Origin of the sequence: Bradyrhizobium sp. DN3, from assembly GCF_041357655.1 — a bacterium.
Taxonomy (GTDB): Bacteria; Pseudomonadota; Alphaproteobacteria; order Rhizobiales; family Xanthobacteraceae; genus Bradyrhizobium.
In genome coordinates, this window is the sequence record NZ_JAULLN010000003.1 from 47,536 (window position 1) to 68,252 (window position 20,717).

A 20,717-nucleotide genomic window follows, 5' to 3' on the forward strand; every position below is an offset into this window, starting at 1 on the left:
GGAGCTGGCTTTACTCCGCCGCCTCGCTCGTCCTCCCGCGCTTCGGCTTCCTTGCCTTCTTCAGCACCGGCTCCAGGAATTTGCCCGTGTAGCTCCTTGGCGCTTTCGCGATGTCTTCCGGTGGGCCCCAGGCGACGATTTCGCCGCCGCCGTCGCCGCCTTCGGGGCCGAGATCGATGACCCAGTCGGCGGTCTTGATGACTTCGAGATTGTGCTCGATGACAACGACCGTGTTGCCCTGCGCGACCAGTTCGTGCAGCACCTCCAGCAGCTTCTTGACGTCGTGGAAGTGCAGGCCGGTGGTCGGCTCGTCCAGGATGTAGAGCGTGCGGCCGGTGGCGCGCTTCGACAGCTCCTTGGCGAGCTTGACGCGCTGGGCTTCGCCGCCTGAGAGCGTGGTCGCCTGCTGGCCGACATGGATGTAGTCGAGGCCGACGCGGTGCAGCGTATTGAAAGTCTCGCGCACGCGCGGCACTGCCTTGAAGAACTCGGCGGCCTCCTCGACGGTCATGTCGAGCACGTCGGCGATGCTCTTGCCCTTGAACAGGACCTCCAGCGTCTCGCGGTTGTAGCGCTTGCCCTTGCAGACGTCGCAGGTGACGTAGACGTCGGGCAGGAAGTGCATTTCGATCTTGATGACGCCGTCGCCCTGGCACGCCTCGCAGCGGCCGCCCTTGACGTTGAAGGAGAAGCGGCCGGGCTCGTAGCCGCGCGCCTTGGCCTCGGGCAGGCCGGCGAACCATTCGCGGATCGGCGTGAAGGCGCCGGTATAGGTCGCCGGATTAGAGCGCGGGGTGCGGCCGATCGGCGACTGGTCGATGTCGATGATCTTGTCGATATGCTCGAGGCCCTCGATGCGGTCGTGCGGCGCGGCGCCCTCGCTGGCATTGTTCAGCTTGCGGGCGATGGCGCGGTAGAGCGTGTCGATCAAGAGCGTCGACTTGCCACCGCCGGAGACGCCAGTGACGCAGGTGAACAGGCCGAGCGGAATCTCGGCGGTGACGTTCTTGAGATTATTGCCGCGCGCATTGACCACCTTGATGGTGCGGCGATGGTTCGGCGGGCGCCGCTCCGGCACCTCGACCTCGAGCTCGCCGGTCAGGTACTTGCCGGTCAGCGATTTCGGGTTGCGCATGATCTCGGCGGGCGTGCCTTCGGCGACGATGTAGCCGCCATGCATGCCGGCGCCGGGGCCAATGTCGAGCACGTAGTCGGCGAGGCGAATGGCGTCCTCGTCGTGCTCGACCACGACCACGGTATTACCGAGGTCGCGCAGGCGCTTCAGTGTATCGAGCAGGCGCGCATTGTCGCGCTGGTGCAGGCCGATCGAGGGCTCGTCGAGCACGTAGAGCACGCCTGTTAGCCCCGAGCCGATCTGCGAGGCCAAGCGGATGCGCTGGCTCTCGCCGCCGGACAGCGTGCCGGAGGAGCGGGACAAGGTGAGATAGTTGAGACCGACGTCGAGCAGGAAGGTGAGGCGCTCGCGGATCTCCTTGAGGATGCGGCCGGCGATCTCGTTCTGCTGCGCGTTGAGCGCATCAGGCACGGTCTCAAACCACTCGCCCGCGCGTCTGACCGACAGCTCCGAGATCTCGCCGATATGCTTGCCGCCGATCTTGACGCAAAGCGCCTCGGGCTTGAGCCGAAACCCGCGGCAGCCCTCGCAGGGTACGTCGTGGAAATATTTCGCCAGCTCCTCGCGCGCCCATTCGCTCTCGGTCTCGCGGTAGCGGCGGTTGATGTTGGTGATGACGCCCTCGAACGGCTTCTTGGTGTCGTAGGAGCGCACGCCATCCTGGTAGGAGAACTTGATCTCGTCCTCGCCGGAGCCGTAGAGGATCGCGTCGTTGGTCTTCTTGGCGAGATCCTTCCACTTGGTGTCGAGCGTGAACTTGTAGTGCTTGCCGAGCGCGGTCAGCGTCTGCTCGTAATAGGGCGACGACGATTTGGCCCAGGGCGCGATCGCGCCCTTGCGCAAGGACAGCTCCTTGTCGGGGATCACGAGATCCTCGTCGACATGCTGCTCGACGCCGAGGCCGCCGCAGGCGGGACAGGCACCGTAGGGATTGTTGAACGAAAACAGTCTGGGCTCGATCTCGGGGATGGTGAAGCCGGAGACCGGGCAGGCGAACTTTTCCGAGAACAGGATGCGCTCGGGCCCGCTCTTGTCGTGGATTTTCGCGGTCTTCTTTTTCTCTTTCTCTTCCGCAGGCGCAACTGCGGGCGCGTCGGCGAACTCGACGACGGCGAGGCCTTCGGCGAGCTTCAGCGCGGTCTCAAAGCTCTCGGCGAGGCGCTGGCCGATGTCGGGGCGCACCACGATGCGGTCGACCACGACGTCGATGTCGTGCGGGAATTTCTTGTCGAGCGTCGGCGCCTCCGCCAGCTCGTAGAAGCTGCCGTCGATCTTGACGCGCTGAAAGCCCTTCTTGAGCCATTCGGCGAGCTCTTTGCGGTACTCGCCCTTGCGGCCGCGCACGACCGGGGCGAGCAGATAGAGGCGGGTGCCTTCGGGGAGCGCCAGCACGCGGTCGACCATCTGCGAGACGGTCTGGCTCTCGATCGGCAGGCCCGTGACCGGTGAATAGGGCACGCCGACGCGCGCCCAGAGCAGGCGCATATAGTCGTAGATCTCGGTGACGGTGCCGACGGTGGAGCGCGGGTTCTTCGAGGTCGTCTTCTGCTCGATCGAGATCGCCGGCGACAGGCCGTCGATCTGGTCGACGTCGGGCTTCTGCATCATCTCCAGGAATTGGCGCGCATAGGCCGACAGCGATTCGACGTAGCGGCGCTGGCCCTCGGCGTAGATGGTGTCGAAGGCGAGTGAGGATTTGCCCGAGCCTGAGAGGCCCGTGAACACCACCAGCTTGTCGCGGGGAATCTCGACGTCGATGTTCTTGAGGTTGTGCTCGCGCGCGCCACGGATCGTAATTGCGCGCAGGCTCGAGCCCGCGTTCTGTTGTTGGCGCTTGGCCTTGATCACTTCGTCCATCCCGGTGGTCCTCAAGGAATCCAAAGACGCGCGATCGCGCCAATGCAAAAGGCGCGCTTCGCCCGGAACCGGGATCGGCGCCGATGGGTATGGCAGCGAACGTAGGAAGAACGGGCGCGGATTTCCAGTGGCACGTGCGAATCGTCAACGGATTGTTGGCGCGCTGGCGGCATCTGGCAGCAGGAGCGGCGGAACTGCGGGGAACGGCTCCTAGAAACAAAAAGGCCGGCGCGAGGCCGGCCTTTCGTGACGATGTGACGTCGGTCGCGAAGATCAGTACTTCAGATCAGTACTTGGCGACGACCGGGGCGCCGAAGTGATAGTTCACGCCAACCTGCACGGTGTGGAAGTTGATCGTGCCGGACGCCAGCGGAGTGCCGAGGTTGGAGAAGTAGTTCTCGCTGCCGAGGCTGCGATAGAGGTACTCGCCCTTGACCGACCACTGCGGAGCGAAGAACGCTTCGACGCCCGCACCGACGGTCCAGCCGGAGTGCCACTTGCTGTCGGAGACGCTCACGCCCAGCGCGCTGAGGGTGATCTTGTTGTCGATCCAGGCGTAACCACCGGTCCCGTAGAACAGGAAGTTATTGACGGCCCAGCCGATACGGCCACGCACGGTGCCGAGCGCATCGGTCTTGGAAGCCACGGTGATGCCAAGCGCGGTCGCCGAAGCGTTGACATCAGCCCAGGCGCCATCCGCCTCGATGCCGAACACGACGTTGCCGGTCTGCCAGTTGTAGCCGGCGGTGCCGCCGACGAAGCCACCCTGCATCTTCGGGTCGGTCGAAGTAGCTTCCCAAGCGCCGCCGCCGACGACACCGAGATAGAAGCCGGTCCAGTTGTAGACAGCAGCCGGAGCGATCGGCGCCTTGGTGTAGGGGCGGGCTGCGAGATCAGCGGCCGAAGCCGGAGCAGCGAGAGCGAACAAACAGGCCGAAGCCAACAAAACCTTCTTCATCTTCAATCTAATCCCAGTCCCAGTTTCTGTTGTTGCCTTCCATGCCGGAAGGGCAGCGGACTCAACGGCCCAACTAATGCCGTGCTTACACCACTAAAGCCGCAAGTTGTGTCTCCGAAAAGCCACAACAGCCCCCAAAACGTGGCAAGTGCCGACCTATTGTTCCGAAGAGCAAGCAAGCAAAAGGCCGGCGCGAGGCCGGCCTTCAATCTCTCAGTGATATCAGGTAGATATCAGTATTTTGCGATGAGCGGACCGCCCCAACGGTAGTTCACGCGGATCAGGCCGATATCGACATCCTGGCTGATGCGCTCGGAGCGTGTGACGACACCGAGCGGGGCAGTGACAAAATTGCCGGACCCGGTGAAGTTGATCGTGCGGTTGCCGAGGAAGATGTGATCGTACTCGAAGCCAACCGACCAGTTCGGCGCGAATCCGAACTCGATGCCCGCGCCCACCGTGCCGCCCCAACGGGTCTCGTTGGCCCGGTCGAACTCGAGACCTGTCGCCAAATCGAAGGTCCGGTAGCGATCACCGACGACGGCGCCGCCGCCCTTCACGTAGAGCAGCACATTGTTCCAGGCGTAGCCGACCTGACCGGTGATCAAACCGAACGAGTCGATCTTCGAGCGGTTGCGAAGGGCGAACAGCGCGCTGACATTGTCGCCAGAAAAGTCGGCCCAGTTGCCCTGGCCCTCGACGCCGAACACCCAATTGGCCGACTGCCAGCGATAGCCAATCTGGCCACCGACCGTGCCACCAGTCGCGTTGTGGCAGCCTTCGCCGACCAGAGTGCCGGTCACAGGCGTCACGAAGTCCCAGCACTTGTGGCTGGTGCCGCCGCCGCCGTTGATACCGATGTAGAAACCACTCCAGTCGTAGATGGCGGCGACCATCGGCGGCGGAGCTTTGGTGTAGGGGCGCGCCGCGAGATCCGCCGCGCCTGCAGGAGCCGACAGGCCCAACGCGATTACACCGATTGCACCAAACAGAAGCTTATTCATTGCAGTCTCCCCAGTTTCGTCCGCCTCTCGAAGTCCCCGAAGCGGTTGATCAGGCGCGACGCCCATATGAACTAAGTCCGACTCAACCGTAGCCTAAGGGGTGGGCAAAGTCCGTCTCCGAAATGCCACACTCGCAAACCGATTGAGCCAAGTGCAACTTGATGAATGTTAAGTAGTTTTTACCGTTTCTCGGGAACCCAAAAAGTTCCATCCGGAGGCCTGCCTTTTTCATCGCCATCGTGCCCAGACTGGGCCCGATGTCCGCCCTAATCGTCACAAAGAACAAATCTGGAACGAAGCGGATGGCGATGCTATATGTGGGGATAACCTTGGGGGTGATGGGCTGAGCGGCGTCCGCAAGCGTATAGGGTCGCCTCAACAGGGCGACGGAGGAACGCGAGGAGCGGACTTTCGCCTTTGAAATTCAGTGGCATTGGAGTGGAGAGCGGCGATGGCGGGAAGCGTCAACAAGGTCATTCTAGTTGGAAATCTCGGCAAGGATCCCGAGATCCGCCGCACCCAGGACGGGCGGCCGATCGCGAATTTGAGCATCGCCACCTCGGATACTTGGCGCGACAAGAATACCGGTGAACGCAAGGAAAAGACCGAGTGGCATCGCGTCGTGATCTTCAATGAAGGGCTGTGCAAGGTCGCCGAGCAGTACCTGAAGAAGGGCGCCAAGGTTTACATCGAGGGCGCGCTCCAGACTCGCAAATGGACCGATCAGAGCGGCGTCGAGAAGTACTCGACCGAGGTCGTGCTCCAGGGCTTCAACTCGACGCTGACGATGCTCGACGGCCGCGGCGGCGGCGGAGGAGGCGGCAGCTTCGGCGATGAGCCGGGCGGCGATTTCGGCTCCTCCGGTCCCGTCAGCAGCGCACCGCGCCGTCCTGTTGCCGCCGGCGGCGGTCGCAACAGCGACATGGATGACGATATCCCGTTCTGAGAGCACGGATCGCGCGGCCAAGGCGCATTACCTGATCGGGTTGCGCCGGGCGTGTCGTGTCAGCAATTTCTACTAATCGGCGGGGCAGGCTCGGATTTTCCGGGCCCGCTTCATGTTCGACGTGAGCTCGGGCTGCCCATGGGCAAACCGTCTGACAGGGCCCGCTCGCTGCGCGGTTTTCCAGGCGCGTGAAGTCATTTTGGAGGGGGATTCCGGGCCTCTCGGAAGCAGTGCTCGGAATGGCTTAAGTTATTGGAAAAATAGGCGGAAAAATCGCTTGCCAGGGCCTTCGCGAGGGTGGTTATCCGGCCCCCGATGCGCTATATGATTCCCAGATAAAACCTCACCGGATTTCCCCTTGGCTGACGACGACAACAAGCCCGGCGACCAGCCGGCGCAACCCTCGGACATTCGCCCCGTCTCCATCCTCGACGAGATGAAGAAGTCCTATCTCGATTACGCCATGAGCGTGATCGTGTCGCGCGCGCTGCCCGATGCGCGCGACGGCCTGAAGCCGGTGCATCGCCGCATCCTGTTCTCGATGAACGAGGAAGGCTATACGCCGGACAAGAAGCACAAGAAGTCGGCCGGTATCGTCGGCGACGTCATGGGCCAATACCATCCGCATGGCGACCAGGCGATCTACGACGCGCTGGTGCGCATGGCGCAGCCGTTCTCGATGCGCGAACTGCTGGTGGACGGGCAGGGCAATTTCGGCTCGGTCGACGGCGATCCGCCGGCGGCGATGCGCTACACCGAGTCGCGCCTGACCAAGATCGCGCTGAAGCTGCTCGACGACATCGACAACGAGACCGTCGACTTCCAGGACAATTACGACGGCTCGACCAAGGAGCCGGTGGTCCTGCCGGCGCGGTTCCCGAACCTGCTGGTCAACGGCGCTGGCGGCATCGCGGTCGGCATGGCCACCAACATCCCGCCGCACAATCTCGGCGAGGTCATCGATGCCTGCCTGGCGTTGATCGACAATCCGTCGCTGACCATCGACGAGCTCAACAACATCATCCCGGGCCCGGATTTCCCGACCGGCGGCATCATTCTCGGCCGGCAGGGCATCCGCAGCGCCTACCATCTCGGCCGCGGCTCCATCGTGATGCGCGGCAAGGTCACGTTCGAGACGATCCGCAAGGAGCGCGAGGCGATCGTCATCACCGAGATACCGTATCAGGTGAACAAGGCGACGATGGTCGAGCGCATCGCCGAACTCTACAAGGAAAAGAAGATCGAGGGCATCTCCGATCTGCGTGACGAGTCCGACCGCGAGGGCTATCGCGTCGTCGTCGAGCTCAAGCGCGATGCCGTGCCCGACGTGGTGCTGAATCAGCTCTACAAGTTCACGCCGCTGCAGACGAGTTTCGGCGTCAACGCCGTCGCGCTCGATTCCGGCCGTCCGCAGACGATGAACCTGAAGGATATGCTGACGATCTTCGTCGGCTTTCGCGAGCAGGTCGTCACGCGCCGGACCAAGTACAAGCTGCGCAAGGCGCGCGAGCGCGCGCATGAGCAGGTCGGCCTCGCCATCGCGGTCGCCAACATCGACGAGATCATCAGGGTGATCCGCACCTCGCCGACGCCGGCCGCTGCGCGCGACACCCTGATGACGCGCGACTGGCCGGCGCGCGACGTCGAGGACATCATCACGTTGATCGACGATCCGCGCCACCGCATCAACGCGGACGGCACCATCCGCCTGTCACTGGATCAGGCCAAGGCCATCCTGGAACTGCGCCTGGCACGTCTCACTGCGCTCGGCCGCGACGAGATCGGCGACGAGCTGTCAAAACTCGCCGGCGAGATCGGCGACTATCTCGAGATCCTGCGCTCGCGCGCCCGCATCCTCGAGATCATCAAGACCGAGCTCGCCGAGGTGAAGGCCGAGTTCGCCACGCCGCGCCGCACCGTGATCATGGAGCAGGAAGGCGAGGTCGAGGACGAGGACCTGATCCAGCGCGAGGACATGGTCGTCACCGTCTCGCACGCCGGCTACGTCAAGCGCGTGCCGCTGTCGGCCTACCGGGCGCAGCGCCGCGGCGGCAAGGGCCGCGCCGGCATGCAGACCCGCGACGAGGATTTCGTCAGCCGCTTGTTCGTGGCCTCCACGCACACGCCGGTGCTGTTCTTCTCCTCGCGCGGCCAGGTCTACAAGGAAAAGGTCTGGCGCCTGCCGATGGCCGCGCCGAACGCGCGCGGCAAGGCGCTGATCAACATCCTGCCGCTGGAGCAGGGCGAGCGCATCACCACCATCATGCCGCTGCCCGAGGATGAATCGACCTGGGCCAACCTCGACGTGATGTTCGCCACCACAGGCGGTAACGTGCGGCGCAACAAGCTGTCCGACTTCGTCGATGTCCGCCGTTCCGGCATCATCGCGATGAAGCTCGACGACAACGAGGCGATCGTCGACGTGCAGATCTGCACCGAGCGCGATGACGTGCTGCTGACGGCGGCCGGCGGCCAGTGCATCCGCTTCCCCGTCACCGACGTGCGCGTGTTCACCGGGCGCACCTCGATGGGCGTGCGCGGCGTCGCGCTTGGCGAGGGCGACAAGGTGATTTCGCTGGCGATCCTGCGCCATGTCGAGACCACCTCGGACGAGCGCTCGGCCTATCTGAAGATGCGCCGTGCGGTCGCCGGCGAAGCTGCGACTGAGGAGACCGCCGTGGACGGCGAGGCCGAGGAGGCCTCCGGCAGCTTCCAGCTGGCCCAGGAGCGTTACGCCGAGATGTCGGCGCAGGAGCAGGTCGTGCTCACCGTGTCGGTCAACGGTTACGGCAAGCGCACCTCGTCCTACGAGTACCGCACCACGGGCCGCGGCGGCAAAGGTATCGTCGCCATGAGCGTCAACAACCGCAACGGCAACCTCGTGGCCTCATTCCCGGTGGAAGACGCCGACCAGATCATGCTGGTCACCGACAAGGGCCAGCTGATCCGCTGCCCGGTCGAAGGCATCCGCATCGCCGGCCGCTCGACGCAGGGCGTGATCGTGTTCGACACGGCCGAGGACGAGCACGTCGTCTCGGTCGAGCACATCACGGAAGAGGCCGAGAGCGGGAATGGAGAGAACGGCAACGGCGGTGGAGCCTAGCGCATGATCCGGAAAAGCGCGCAGCGGTTTTCCGAAAAGATCATGCTCAAACAATAAGCGCGATGACGATTCATCCTGATCTCATCGCGCTTCGGCTGGCCCGGGCGCCGACGAAGCTGTATCGCAACGCAGGTTGGAGATGAATTCTCCGATCTGAGCGATGGCCGCATGGGCTTCCGGCAGCACCGGAACGAAGAGCTGGAAGACGTGCGGCATGCGCGGCCAGACCTCCAGGCGGCTCCGCGGATTACCTTGTTTCAGCTTGTCGGCCATGCGGACCGCGTCATCCCGCAGGATCTCGTCGCTGCCGACATGGATCAGCACCGGCGGAAGGCCGAACGCATCGCCATAGAGCGGCGAGGCATGGGGGTTATACGGGTCGGCGCCTGCCAGATAGCAACGCACGAATTCCGGAACATCGTGCACGTTCAACATCGGATCTGATGCGGCATTCTCGATCAACGAGGGCGCGGTGAGCGCGAGATCGGTCCAGGGTGACATGGCAACTACGGCGACAGGAAGCGGCTTGCGTTCGTCACGCAGCCTCATGAGAAGGCACAGGGCCAATCCTCCACCGGCTGAATCACCCATCACGAAGAGTTCGCCTGGATCGCCCGTCTCGCCGGCGAGCCAGAGAAAACCCGCTACGGCGTCGTCCAGTGCGGCCGGAAACGGATGTTCGGGTGCGAGGCGATATTCAAGGGCCCAGACCGTCGATTTGGTCACATTGGCAATGCGCCAGGTAAAATGCCGGTAGTAGATCGGCGCGCCCGAGACATAGGCGCCGCCATGAAGATATAGCACGTTGCGTCCCGGGTGCGACGCCGGGGTGGCGATCCGGTGTAGTCTGAGGTGACTCGCCTGCACGACGCTTGTCTTTGTGCTGCGTGGCGGACGAGGCACCCATCGCTCCATGCGATGCATGTTGGCCCGCCACGTCCCGACATCGAATGGCTGACGGTGCCGTTTCAGGAACATGCGGATACCGAGACGCAGCATTTCCGCGCGCAAGCTCATGGTGCGTCCTCTTGCTTCATTCGCTTGGGTCTTACGGCCTGAATGCGGCCGCCTTTGGCAGGTGCAGCCGCTCGGGTTCGCCGGATCCGGTGTCGACCAGCAGGCCATCCTCGATCTCGACGATGCGATCCGCAAAGGGAATGACCCGCGGATCATGCGTCACGACGAGCACGGCGCGCTCGCGCTGATGGGCTGCATCGGCGAGAATCCGCATGATGCTTCGCCCGTTATTGCCGTCGAGCGCGGCAGTTGGCTCGTCGGCGAGAATGACCGAGGGATTGGCGACAAAGGCTCGCGCGATCGCGACCCTCTGCTGCTCACCGCCGCTGAGCTCGCCCGGCAAGGTATCGGCCTTCTGCTCCAGACCAACCAGGTTCAGTGCTTCCCGCGCCCGTTTCCTGGCCTTGCGTCCACTCTCATGACGGATGTCGAGGGCGAGTTGCACGTTCTGTGCAGCGGTGAGCGTCGGAAACAGATGATAGGACTGGAACACAAAGCCGATATGGTCGCGCCTGATTCTGGCCAGTCCCTCCTTGTCGACGCCCGACGTGGGCGTACCGCACACGGTGAGCGTGCCCGAACTTGGTGCCAGCATGCATCCGAGCACGAGCAGCAGCGTCGTCTTGCCGCTGCCCGACGGTCCCATCAGCAGTGTGAACTCGCCGCGTCGCAGCGTGAGGTCGATCCCGCGCAGCGCCTTCACCTCGCCAGCGCCACGCCCAAGCGTTTTCTTGATCGCGGTGGCCTCAATGATGATTTCGTTCATCGCATGAATACCGTTGCTGGATCGATCCGCACCACACGCACGATTGCGCCGATCGCCGACGCTACGCACATCACGACCGTCAGCACGAACAGGGCTGCAATTAGCCACGGCGTGATGACGATGGGCAACGCGCTCTTGGCAGTCATCTCCACAACGACAGCGCCGATCGCGGTCGCAATGATGAAGCCGATGATCGCGTTGAGGAGCGCCTGATAGATGATGACCCTGTAGATATATGCATTCGACGAACCCATTGCCCGCAGGGTGGCGAATTCACTGAGGTGATCCTTGGTGCTCGAATAGAGTGTTTGCGCGACGATGACGGTGCCGACGATCACCCCCAGCAATGCGCCGGCAAACAGCGCAGCGCCGGCGCCCGTCCCGAACAGCCAGAACGAGCGGCTACGGCTTCGGAATTCATCCGTCGTAAGCACCTCGTGCTCACCAACCTGAGCTCGAACGGCCTTAAGAACTGTGTCGCGGTCGGCGTCCGGCTTGAGGCGAACCAGGAGGTTGCTGGCGCGATCGGGAAAGGCTCCGGTGTAGGTGCGAGCGTTTTTCAGGTCGACGAAGACATAGGGCGTCGTGGTGAAGGAGCGGATGCCGTCGGTCAAGGCCACGACCTTCACGCGGCGGCCGCGGATCTCGGCCGTTGATCCGATTTTTGAGACGCCGAGGCGTTCGTAGTAGGAGCGGTCGACGACCACGGCTCCATTTTGCGAGAGCGCGCGAACGTCACCCTCGACCACGTTCCATGGCCTCAGGCTTCCATCACGCAAATCGGCGCCGACAACAAAGATGGGTGTCATCTCGCCGCTCTCGAGGCGCCAGTCCGAGAAGCCGATGACCAGCGGGACCACGGAGGCGACGCCATCGACGGATGCGACCTTGTCGCGCAGCTTCGCATCCAGCAACGAAGGATCCTCAAAGCATTTCGCTCCCTTCGGTAGCACCCAGAGATCGGCTGACGCATGGTCGATCATCGTTGTCACCATGCGACCGAAGCCCAGGAACAGGCCCATCTGGATCATCACCAGGACGACCGAAAATACGATGCCTACGAGTGTCGCGACAAAACGCAGGCGATCGTGGAAGAGATTGCGGGACGCGAGCGTCGGGACCAGTGACATGGACGTTCCGTCATCGAGGTTGATCTGAGATAGCGCCCTTGCCCGGGAGTCCGGAATGCCGGTGCGCCAGCAGTCTGACGCCTGCGGCGAGGAATCCGCTCGCGGCCCAGCTCAGAGCCAGTGCCACGATGAGGACGAATGCGGCTTTGGCGACGGCATTCAGTCTCGTGCCGAGCAGCGCATATTGCAGCCACAGCACGAACGGGTAATGCGTGAGGTAGATGCCGTAGGCATTGGTCGAAAGACTATCGGCGAGCGCCGAGCGGCGACGCAACAATGCCAGCGAACTGGCCACGAAAGCGATCACGCCTGTTGCGCATGCAGGGGGAAAGGCGAAAGCCGCGGCGAGACGGTATGCGGGCGGGCTGGCATTCCAATCCGGCATCGTCAGCGAGGTCAGCCCGCCCCATAGTGCAAAGCAGGCACATGCTGCGGCAACCCAGGTGGGCCAGTGGCGCGCGATTGGGCCGTCGATGCGGAAGATACTTCGATCGCAGCCGTAGCCGCCGATGGCGAGTCCCGCAGAGAAATAGAGGAGATAGTGCAGCGGGCGGCTTAGCTGGAAAGACAATGGGCCGAGAAAGGTCCATTCCCAGGGCGTGAAGATCATTGCGAGGGGGACATAGGCCAGTGCCGACAGACTGGTCAGACCTGCGAAGAAGAGCAGGGGACGATCGTCGCACTTGGCGACGATGAGGCTCGCGGCTCGTGGCCATGATGGCATGAGTTCATGCAGTGCAGCAGCCAGGCCGCTGAGCAACAGAAGCTGCCACAAGAACCATTGCGGGCCCGCGGGCCACATCGGTAGAGCGCGCCAGTGCTGCCAAAACGCCGCAGGCGATGGGTCGGTCGCGGTCGTCAGATATGAGGCGTAGTACGCCACCGGACTGAGAAACGTGACCGCCAGGACGAAGGGCAATCCAATTCGCCACCAGCGCTCCGCGAGATAGGCGGGGCCACCCTTGCGGATGAGTCCGTGCGGGGTGAACAGGCCCGCCAAAAGGAACATCAGGGACATCAAGCTGACGTCCTGCCATGCGCAGAACAGGTCCAGCCCGAACCAGCGCTCGCGGTCGATGATCGGAAACGCGATCCACCGATAGGGCGGCGCGTCGAAGGCGAACGGATGCGGCGGCTGAGAGGCGAGGTAGGGAAGGGCCGAATGGAAGGCGACCACGATCAGGATGACGACAGCGCGCAAGTTGCTGAATGTGACGTTGGCGCCAGGGTTCATGGGGAGCACCGGCCCAGGATTGATCTCGCCGGAACCAACCGAAGGCGATCCACCTGGTTCCAATTCGCCGGGCAGCGGACGCTGTTTTGCTGAAGCCAACGCCTCCAGCGCCCGGCGCGCCGGCATGCTCGTCAGCGCGGGTCTTGTCGCAGCCGGTGCCGGTGGGGCATCGCTGCGCGCATTCTCGCCACGCGATGCGCGCAGCGCGTCGGCTAAATCTCGAGCTCCGTGCCGAACTCCACCACTTGCTTGGTCGGCACGCCGAAGAACGCGGCGGAGCGTTCGGCGTTGCGCTGGAGGAAGGCGAACACGCCTTCGCGCCAGACCCACATGCCCGGGACGTCCTCGCTCGGGATAATGGTCTCGCGGCCGACGTAGTAGGTGATGTCGGAGAGGTCGATGCCGGGCAGCTTGCCCTGGCAGCAAGTAAGCTTCAGTCCCTCATAGATCGTGGGGTTCTGCATGAAGCCATAATGCAGGATCACGCGGGTGATGCCGGGGATGATGTCGATGATCTCGGCGCGTTCGTCGTCGGGAATGTGCGGAGACTCCTCGATCAGCACGGTGACCAGCAGCACGCGTTCGTGCAGCACGCGGTTGTGCTTGACGAACTGGGTCAGCGCCAGCGGCACGCCGCGCTGCGCGGAGGCCAGGAACACGGCGGTCCCGGGCAGCCTGGCGCGGCATTTGTTGATGGCCGTCTCGATCAGGTCCTCCTCGGGCTGGCGCAGCCGCGCGCGGGCCGCCTCGACCAGCTTCACGCCGGCGCGCCACGTCAGCATCAGGAACGCGACGAGGCCGGCGAGCAGTAGCGGAAACCAGCCGCCCTCGAACAACTTGATCGAATTGGCCGAGAAGAAGATCACGTCGATCACGAAGAAGGCGCCGTTCACGGCCACCACGAGCCAGGGCGAATAGCCCCATTGGATCGCCACCAGAGCTGCGAGCAGCGTGGTGATCGCCATCAGCAGCGACACCGCGATGCCGTAGGCGCCGGCGAGCGCGTCGGACGTGCCGAAGCTCAGGACCGCTCCCAGCGTCGCGGCGGCGAGCAGCCAATTCACCAGCGGCACATAGATCTGTCCGATCGCAGCGCTCGTGGTGTGACGGATCAGCATGCGCGGCAGGAAGCCGAGCTGGATCGATTGCTGGGTCAGCGAGAACACGCCGGAGATGATCGCCTGCGAGGCGATCACGGTGGCAACCGCCGAGAAGGCGACCAGCGGATAGTGCAGGGCGTCGGGGCAGAGCTGGAAGAACGGGTTCTCGATCATGGCGGGATCGGTGATCAGGAGCGCGGCCTGGCCGAAATAGTTCAGCACCAGCGCGGGCAGGCACACCGCGAACCAGGCGAGCCGGATCGGGAAACGGCCGAAATGCCCCATGTCGGCATACATGGCTTCGCCCCCGGTCACCGCCAGGAAGGCCGCGCCGAGAATTCCGAAGGAGACATGGAAATCCTGGTGGATCAGGAAGTCGAAGGCATAGAACGGGCTCAGCGCCGCCAGCACCGCCGGAGCCTTGACGATGCCGTGGATGCCAAGCGCGGCCAGCACGACGAACCAGGTCAGCATCACCGGGCCGAAGATGCGGCCGATGAAGCCGGTGCCCTGCTTCTGCATCATGAACAGGCCGATCAGGATGGCGATGGTGACGGGCACGACCACGGGCGCAAGCGAGGGGGCGTCGACCTTGAGGCCTTCGATGGCGCTGAGCACGGAGATCGCGGGTGTGATCGCGCCGTCGCCGTAGAGCAAGGCGGCGCCGACGAGCCCGACGACCAGCAGATGCGCCCGCCAGGTGCCGGGCTGGGCGTTGCGGGCATGCAGCAGCGCCAGCAGCGCGACGATGCCGCCTTCGCCGCGGTTGTCCGCGCGCAGGATCAGCAGCGCGTATTTCAGCGAGATGATCAGCAGCAGCGCCCAGAGGATCAGCGAGGCAACCCCCAGGACAGCATCGTGACTTAATGTGCCGCCATGGGCAGCCGCCTTGGCGGCTTCCTTCAGGGCATAGAGGGGGCTGGTGCCGATATCGCCATAGACCACCCCGAGGGCGCCCATGGTCATGGCAAGCGGCAGCGGATCGGGATGGTGGCCGGAAGCGACTGCGGGCGTACTGGACAATGGCGACCCCCGATGGAAACGCGCCCGGCGGGCCATTCCGACGGGCGCGAGCATCACGCAGTCTGCGACGAGACGTCGCAAATATCCATGGGGTTGTGTTGGGTTGATAGCGGACTAGCTGACGCGAAGCTGACAGATCCGACTACGGGGTCCGATCAGCGGTCACGAGGCGTGCCTCACGGACATTGGCCTTGGTGCCGGCGCGGCGCAGGCACGAGGTTTCGAAGTTCGGCCAGGCCTGCTGCGAGCAGTCCTTGCCGATGCTGCGGATGTCGAGCCGGTCGCTCTTCGCCAGCGGCTGCGGCACGCTGGCTTCGACCGTCGGGGCGAAGCCGGGCAGGAGGGTGAGGGCGGCAGCAACACATGCAGAGATGGCGATCGCCGAAAGAGCCTTGATCATTGACAGTCCCCTGTGATGCGGCCGCTGCGCCTTGTGTGCGGCCCGTCATTCGTTGGCTGGATAAGTAACCATGGCCAGTTTCCAGACGTCTTCGCCGGAGCGGGAAATGGTTTCGTTGCTGCGCCCTTTGTTTCGTGGCCGCCCTCAGGACGAAACAATTCGGGCGATTCCGACATGGTTTTGCGGAAAAACCGCCAGGGAACCCGCCCGGCTTGCCGGGCCGGGCCGGGCGCGGTAGGAGGAGACCATGCCGCGCATCGCCTTCTATCCCGGTTCCTTCGACCCCATCACCAACGGCCATCTGGACGTGGTCCGGCACAGCGTGTCGCTGTGCGACAGGCTGGTTGTCGCGATCGGGGTCCACCCCGGCAAGAAGCCGCTGTTCTCGACCGAGGAGCGGCTGAAGATGCTGCACGACGTCTGCGGGCCGGTGGCGGCCCAGGCCGGCTGCGTGTTCGAAGCGGTGACCTTTGACGATCTGTCGGTCACCTCGGCGCGCAAGCACGGTGCGACCATCATGATCCGGGGCCTGCGCGACGGCAGCGACCTCGATTACGAGATGCAGCTTGCCGGCATGAACGAGGCCATGGCGCCGGAGGTGCATACGGTCTTCCTGCCGGCCTCTCCCATGGTTCGCCCGATCACCGCCACTTTGGTGCGCCAGATCGCCGGCATGGGCGGAGACGTCTCGGCCTTCGTCCCGCCGCTGGTTGCGGCACAGCTCAAAGCAAAATTCGCCTGATACCGGCGCGCTTCCTCTCTCATCTGACCGGAGTTGTCATGATCCGAATTCTCGCAGTTCTTGCCGCGCTTGTGTTCGCGGTGCCGGCGGTGGCGCAGCAATTGCCGGCGAACCTCGACAAGGCCAACGCCATCGTCATCGACAGCACCAAGGGCCGCATCGTCATCAAGCTCCGGACGGACATCGCGCCCCAGCACGCCGAGCGCATCAAGCAGCTTGCGCGTGAGGGCTTCTACAACAACGTGCCGTTTCACCGCGTGATGGACGGCTTCATGGCGCAGACCGGCGATGGCCAGAACGGCAACGGCACCGGCGGCTCGAAATATCCGAACCTGAAGCAGGAATTCTCCAAGGTGCACTTTGCACGCGGCATCGTCGGGATGGCGCGGCGCGGTGACAGCGTCGACAGTGCCAACTCGCAGTTCTTCATCATGTTCGCCGACGGCGGCAGCCTCGATAACCAGTACACGGTGATCGGCGAGGTCGTGCAGGGCATGGACGTCGTCGACAAGCTGAAGAAGGCACCGCCCGGCTCGGCCGGCGGCACCGTCACCGATCCCGACAAGATGGTGAAGGTGCAAGTCGCATCCGACATCAAGTAGGAGAGGACGATGGCGCGCCGCGGTGGCAAGCTCCTGCTGGTTGCCGCGATGCTGCTGCTCGGCATCCCCACTGCGACCGCCGAAAACGCGCAGGTCAACACCATCCAGGACATTTTCCGGCATCTGCGCACCTGCTGGAAGCCGCCGCCGCCGGCCAAGGCGCGCCCACTCGACATTACCGTCGTCGTGAGCTTTAACCGGGCCGGAAACATTCTGGGCCATCCGCGGATTACCTACGAATCCGCGGAGGCTTCCGACAATGACCGGCTGCAATACCGGATCGCGGTGATGGAAACGTTGCAACGCTGCACGCCGGTGCCATTTACCGATACAATGGCTGGCGCTGCTGCGGGGCGTCCATTCGCGATCCAGTTCCGCACCCGGAAGACTTCACCCCCAACGCAAGAGAGACGAGCATGAGCGTCACCGAAAACACCCTGATCCTCGAGACCACGCAGGGCCCCGTCACCATCGAGATGCGGCCTGATCTGGCGCCCGGTCATGTCGCGCGCATCAAGGCGCTGGTCCGCGAGGGCTTTTACGACGGCATCGTATTCCATCGCGTGATCGACGGCTTCATGGCGCAGACCGGCTGCCCGCAGGGCACCGGCACCGGCGGCTCCGGCAAGAAGCTGAAGGCCGAGTTCAACAAGGAGCCGCATGTGCGCGGCACCGCGTCGATGGCGCGCGCCGCCAACCCCGACTCCGGCGACAGCCAGTTCTTCATCTGCTTCGACGACGCCCGCTTCCTCGACAACCAGTACACGGTGTGGGGCAAGGTCACCGAGGGCATGGAGAACGTCGACAAGATCAAGCGCGGCGAGCCCGTGCAGAACCCCGACAAGATCGTCAAGGCGCGGATGGCGGCGGATAAGGAATAAGCCTTCGACCCTCATCCTGAGGAGCGCGGAACGCGCGTCTCGAAGGATGAAGGCCCCGCTGCTGCAGCTCGGCCTTCATGGTTCGCGACGGCGCTAACGCGCTTCCTCACCATGAGGGTTTGGCTTTGCCGCGCCCGGCCCGACATGCGCACCGACCTCTTTGATTTTGACCTGCCTGCCGAGCGCATCGCGTTGCGCCCGGCGAGCCCGCGCGACTCCGCGAAGATGCTGGTCGTCGAGAATGGCGCGTTGCGCGACCAGACCGTCGTCGACCTGCCGCAATGGTTGAAGCCAGGCGACCAGCTCGTCGTCAACGACACCAAGGTGATCGCGGCGCAGCTGAGGGGCCGTCGCATCGGGCGTGAGACCGAGCCGAGGATCGAGGCGACCCTGATCAAGCGCCTCGACGGCTCGCGCTGGCAGGCGCTGGTGAAGCCGGCGAAGAAGCTCACAGCCGGCGACCGCATCCGCTTCGGCAATGAAGGCAAGGTCTGCCTGCTCGGCCATCTCGACGCCGAAGTCGAAGCCAAGGGCAGTGAAGGCGAGGTGACGCTGTCGTTCTCGTTCCACGGGCCCGCGCTCGACCAGGCCATCGCCGATCTCGGCAGCCCGCCACTGCCGCCCTACATCGCCTCCAAGCGCACGCCTGACGACCAGGATCTCGCCGACTACCAGACCATGTTTGCGGCGAACGAAGGCGCCGTCGCCGCGCCGACGGCCGGGCTGCATTTCACCCCGGCGCTGGAGCAGGCGCTGCGCGACCGCGGCGTCGGCATCAACCGCCTCACGCTGCATGTCGGGGCGGGGACCTTCCTGCCGGTCAAGGTGGACGACACCGAAGGCCACAAGATGCACCCCGAGTGGGGCACGATCTCGGCCGAGGCCGCAGAGCGGCTCAACACCGCGCGCAAGAATGGCGGCCGCATCATCGCCGTCGGCACCACGTCACTGCGGCTGCTGGAAAGCGCCGCCGCGGAGGACGGCAGCATCCAGCCGTTCGCCGCGGAGACGTCGATCTTCATCACCCCCGGCTATCGCTTCCGCGCCGTCGATATCCTGCTGACCAATTTCCATTTGCCGAAGTCGACGCTGTTCATGCTGGTGTCGGCATTCTCTGGCCTGGAGACGATGAAGCGAGCGTATGCGCACGCCATCGCGGCTGGTTATCGGTTTTATTCGTACGGGGATGCGTGCTTGTTGTTTCGAGCAGGGCCGTAGGGTGGGCGAAGCGAAGCGTGCCCACCATCCTTCCTGATTGCGCGAGGGAAGTGGTGGGCACGGCGCTTGCGCGCCTTTGCCCACCCTACGAGGCTGTGACTCTTTTCCGTATCGAGCGTCAGGCGGATATGATTCTCTAAGCAGATTGATTTGCTGGAGAGAATGATGGCGGACGACGGACTTTTTGGCGAATTGCCGGAACAGTCGGCGCCATGCACCGAAGTGGTGCCGCGGGGCGCACCTCGGCTGCGCGAGCCTGTGCGCGATCAGGTCGAATTGCGAGCGGTCGATATCGATAGCCTGATCGGGCAGGATCATCCGGTGCGGGTGATCTGGGCTTATGTCGAAGGGCTCGACTTGAGCGAGTTGGAAGATCGCGTCAAGGCGCGGGAGAACAGGCCGGGTTATCCGGCGCCATCGCCACGGTTGCTGCTGGCGCTTTGGCTGTACGCCACGAGCGATGGCGTTGGCAGCGCGCGGGCGCTGGACCGGCTCTGCGACAGTCACGACGTCTACCGCTGGCTCTGCGGCGGCGTGTCTTTGAACCATCATACGCTGTCGGACTTCCGGGTCGGCTGTGCCGACTTGCTCGACCGTTTGCTGGTCGAACATCTGGTGGCCCTGAACGAGGCAGGGTTGGTTGATCTGGAGAAGCTGATCCAGGACGGGGTGCGGATACGGGCGAGTGCGGGAACCGGATCGTTCCGGCGGGAGGCGACGCTGGATCGGCAGATGGCACAGGCCGGGGCCGTGGTGGAAGAGCTCAAGCGCGAGGTCGATGCGGATCCGGAAGCCAGCAATCGGCGTATCCGGGCCGCTAAGGAGCGCGCGGCGCGGGAACGCAGCGAGCGGGTGCAGGCCGCGCAAGCGGCGCTGGCTGAGATCAAGCGCAAGCGAAAACAGCTCGATGACAAGGGCGGCAACGGCAAAAAGCCAAAAGAGCCACGGGCCTCTACCACCGACCCGCAGGCACGGGTGATGAAGATGGCGGATGCCGGCTTCCGTCCGGCCTACAATGTGCAGGTGGCTAGCGCGGCCGGCGAACTGATCGTGGTCGCGATCGATGTCGACAACAGCGGCTCAGATCGCGGCTTGATGCGACCGATGCTGGAGCGAACGCGCGCTCGGCTGAAGCGCTTGCCACGCCGCTACCTCGCCGATGGCGGGTTTTGCAGTGGCGAGGACATCGAATGGGCGCATGGCGAAGGTATCGAGGTTTACTGTCCTCCTCCCAAATCCAGGAGCGGTGTCGATCCCTTTTTACCCCGGAGCAACGACGGTCCTGGCGTAGCGGCCTGGCGTGCTCGCATGGCCAGCGAAGCCGGCAAGGCACAGTACCAAGCCCGCACAATCTGCGAATGCATCCATGCCCGATGGCGGAACTGGGACCTCAGGCAATTAACCGTGCGCGGTATCGCGAAGGTCCGTGCCGTTGTGCTCTGGTACGCCCTCACCAACAACATCCTGCAGGGACACCGTCTCGTAAAGGCATAGACCGCAGCAGCATACCGACGGCCTGACGCCGCCGGCTTCGACCTCAAGGGACGCTAACGCCCCTTGAGGTTCATGCCGAAACAAACGAATTGGCTCACAGGCTCTAC

General features: G+C 64.0%; 17 protein-coding genes. 8 read left to right on the top strand and 9 right to left on the bottom strand.

Annotated elements, in window-relative coordinates; all coding sequences use genetic code 11:
* Positions 1-10: 10 nt before the first annotated feature.
* From uvrA to AAE027_RS05595, 3 genes are all read right to left on the bottom strand, one after another.
* Positions 11-2,992, bottom strand: a complete 2,982-nt coding sequence (uvrA, locus tag AAE027_RS05585) for an excinuclease ABC subunit UvrA (protein WP_370987232.1) — start codon at positions 2,990-2,992, stop codon at positions 11-13.
* A gap of 286 nt (positions 2,993-3,278) precedes the next feature.
* The gene (locus AAE027_RS05590; protein ID WP_370987233.1) at positions 3,279-3,950 is read right to left on the bottom strand and encodes an outer membrane protein; all 672 of its coding nucleotides are present in this window, start codon (positions 3,948-3,950) and stop codon (positions 3,279-3,281) included.
* 233 nt (positions 3,951-4,183) lie between these two features.
* Complete coding sequence (locus AAE027_RS05595) at positions 4,184-4,954, bottom strand: outer membrane protein (RefSeq protein WP_370987234.1); 771 nt, start codon at positions 4,952-4,954, stop codon at positions 4,184-4,186.
* Between the two features lie 451 nt (positions 4,955-5,405).
* Here AAE027_RS05595 and AAE027_RS05600 point away from each other — a divergent pair, with 451 nt between their 5' ends.
* The gene (locus AAE027_RS05600) at positions 5,406-5,900 is read left to right on the top strand and encodes a single-stranded DNA-binding protein (protein ID WP_091897737.1); all 495 of its coding nucleotides are present in this window, start codon (positions 5,406-5,408) and stop codon (positions 5,898-5,900) included.
* A 358-nt stretch (positions 5,901-6,258) separates the two neighbouring features.
* Positions 6,259-9,003 carry a DNA gyrase subunit A gene (gene gyrA, locus AAE027_RS05605; protein WP_370987235.1) on the top strand — a complete coding sequence of 915 codons (2,745 nt, stop codon included), beginning with the start codon at positions 6,259-6,261 and terminating at the stop codon, positions 9,001-9,003.
* Between the two features lie 81 nt (positions 9,004-9,084).
* Here the strand turns inward: gyrA and AAE027_RS05610 are convergent, their stop codons facing one another.
* The 6 genes from AAE027_RS05610 to AAE027_RS05635 form a co-directional block, all read right to left on the bottom strand.
* A complete protein-coding gene (locus AAE027_RS05610; RefSeq protein ID WP_370987236.1) occupies positions 9,085-10,020 on the bottom strand; it encodes an alpha/beta hydrolase in 936 nt (311 codons plus the stop codon).
* Between the two features lie 31 nt (positions 10,021-10,051).
* Positions 10,052-10,786 (bottom strand): ABC transporter ATP-binding protein, encoded by a 735-nt coding sequence (locus AAE027_RS05615; protein ID WP_370987237.1) that lies wholly within the window; start codon positions 10,784-10,786, stop codon positions 10,052-10,054.
* On the bottom strand, positions 10,783-11,916 hold the full coding sequence (locus AAE027_RS05620) for an ABC transporter permease (RefSeq protein WP_370987238.1): 1,134 nt from the start codon (positions 11,914-11,916) through the stop codon (positions 10,783-10,785). The genes AAE027_RS05615 and AAE027_RS05620 overlap by 4 nt, the downstream gene beginning before the upstream one ends.
* Positions 11,917-11,926: 10 nt before the next feature.
* Positions 11,927-13,276: an acyltransferase family protein gene (locus tag AAE027_RS05625; protein WP_370987239.1), complete on the bottom strand. Its 1,350-nt coding sequence runs from the start codon at positions 13,274-13,276 to the stop codon at positions 11,927-11,929.
* A gap of 86 nt (positions 13,277-13,362) precedes the next feature.
* The gene (locus AAE027_RS05630; RefSeq protein WP_370987467.1) at positions 13,363-15,216 is read right to left on the bottom strand and encodes a potassium transporter Kup; all 1,854 of its coding nucleotides are present in this window, start codon (positions 15,214-15,216) and stop codon (positions 13,363-13,365) included.
* A gap of 199 nt (positions 15,217-15,415) precedes the next feature.
* Positions 15,416-15,673 carry a hypothetical protein gene (locus tag AAE027_RS05635; RefSeq protein ID WP_370987240.1) on the bottom strand — a complete coding sequence of 86 codons (258 nt, stop codon included), beginning with the start codon at positions 15,671-15,673 and terminating at the stop codon, positions 15,416-15,418.
* Positions 15,674-15,920: 247 nt separating this feature from the next.
* On the opposite strand from AAE027_RS05635, the gene coaD reads away from it, so the two are divergent.
* From coaD to AAE027_RS05665, 6 genes are all read left to right on the top strand, one after another.
* Complete coding sequence (coaD, locus tag AAE027_RS05640; RefSeq protein WP_091897761.1) at positions 15,921-16,415, top strand: pantetheine-phosphate adenylyltransferase; 495 nt, start codon at positions 15,921-15,923, stop codon at positions 16,413-16,415.
* A 38-nt stretch (positions 16,416-16,453) separates the two neighbouring features.
* Positions 16,454-17,017: a peptidylprolyl isomerase gene (locus AAE027_RS05645; protein ID WP_249761519.1), complete on the top strand. Its 564-nt coding sequence runs from the start codon at positions 16,454-16,456 to the stop codon at positions 17,015-17,017.
* Between the two features lie 9 nt (positions 17,018-17,026).
* Positions 17,027-17,437, top strand: a complete 411-nt coding sequence (locus tag AAE027_RS05650) for a hypothetical protein (protein WP_370987241.1) — start codon at positions 17,027-17,029, stop codon at positions 17,435-17,437.
* Positions 17,434-17,898 carry a peptidylprolyl isomerase gene (locus AAE027_RS05655; RefSeq protein ID WP_370987242.1) on the top strand — a complete coding sequence of 155 codons (465 nt, stop codon included), beginning with the start codon at positions 17,434-17,436 and terminating at the stop codon, positions 17,896-17,898. Before AAE027_RS05650 ends, AAE027_RS05655 begins: the two co-directional genes overlap by 4 nt.
* Positions 17,899-18,042: 144 nt before the next feature.
* Positions 18,043-19,116 (top strand): tRNA preQ1(34) S-adenosylmethionine ribosyltransferase-isomerase QueA, encoded by a 1,074-nt coding sequence (gene queA / locus AAE027_RS05660; RefSeq protein ID WP_370987468.1) that lies wholly within the window; start codon positions 18,043-18,045, stop codon positions 19,114-19,116.
* Positions 19,117-19,278: 162 nt separating this feature from the next.
* Positions 19,279-20,610: an IS1182 family transposase gene (locus tag AAE027_RS05665; protein ID WP_370987243.1), complete on the top strand. Its 1,332-nt coding sequence runs from the start codon at positions 19,279-19,281 to the stop codon at positions 20,608-20,610.
* The last annotated feature ends 107 nt before the right edge of the window (positions 20,611-20,717 follow it).

Coding starts and splice junctions, on each gene's coding strand:
- uvrA (WP_370987232.1), bottom strand. CDS start 2,992: ATGGACGAAGTGATCAAGGCCAAGCGCCAACAACAGAACGCGGGCTCG.
- AAE027_RS05590 (WP_370987233.1), bottom strand. CDS start 3,950: ATGAAGAAGGTTTTGTTGGCTTCGGCCTGTTTGTTCGCTCTCGCTGCT.
- AAE027_RS05595 (WP_370987234.1), bottom strand. CDS start 4,954: ATGAATAAGCTTCTGTTTGGTGCAATCGGTGTAATCGCGTTGGGCCTG.
- AAE027_RS05600 (WP_091897737.1), top strand. CDS start 5,406: ATGGCGGGAAGCGTCAACAAGGTCATTCTAGTTGGAAATCTCGGCAAG.
- AAE027_RS05610 (WP_370987236.1), bottom strand. CDS start 10,020: ATGAGCTTGCGCGCGGAAATGCTGCGTCTCGGTATCCGCATGTTCCTG.
- AAE027_RS05615 (WP_370987237.1), bottom strand. CDS start 10,786: ATGAACGAAATCATCATTGAGGCCACCGCGATCAAGAAAACGCTTGGG.
- AAE027_RS05620 (WP_370987238.1), bottom strand. CDS start 11,916: ATGTCACTGGTCCCGACGCTCGCGTCCCGCAATCTCTTCCACGATCGC.
- AAE027_RS05625 (WP_370987239.1), bottom strand. CDS start 13,276: ATGCCGGCGCGCCGGGCGCTGGAGGCGTTGGCTTCAGCAAAACAGCGT.
- AAE027_RS05630 (WP_370987467.1), bottom strand. CDS start 15,216: ATGACCATGGGCGCCCTCGGGGTGGTCTATGGCGATATCGGCACCAGC.
- AAE027_RS05635 (WP_370987240.1), bottom strand. CDS start 15,673: ATGATCAAGGCTCTTTCGGCGATCGCCATCTCTGCATGTGTTGCTGCC.
- coaD (WP_091897761.1), top strand. CDS start 15,921: ATGCCGCGCATCGCCTTCTATCCCGGTTCCTTCGACCCCATCACCAAC.
- AAE027_RS05645 (WP_249761519.1), top strand. CDS start 16,454: ATGATCCGAATTCTCGCAGTTCTTGCCGCGCTTGTGTTCGCGGTGCCG.
- AAE027_RS05650 (WP_370987241.1), top strand. CDS start 17,027: ATGGCGCGCCGCGGTGGCAAGCTCCTGCTGGTTGCCGCGATGCTGCTG.
- AAE027_RS05655 (WP_370987242.1), top strand. CDS start 17,434: ATGAGCGTCACCGAAAACACCCTGATCCTCGAGACCACGCAGGGCCCC.
- queA (WP_370987468.1), top strand. CDS start 18,043: ATGCGCACCGACCTCTTTGATTTTGACCTGCCTGCCGAGCGCATCGCG.
- AAE027_RS05665 (WP_370987243.1), top strand. CDS start 19,279: ATGATGGCGGACGACGGACTTTTTGGCGAATTGCCGGAACAGTCGGCG.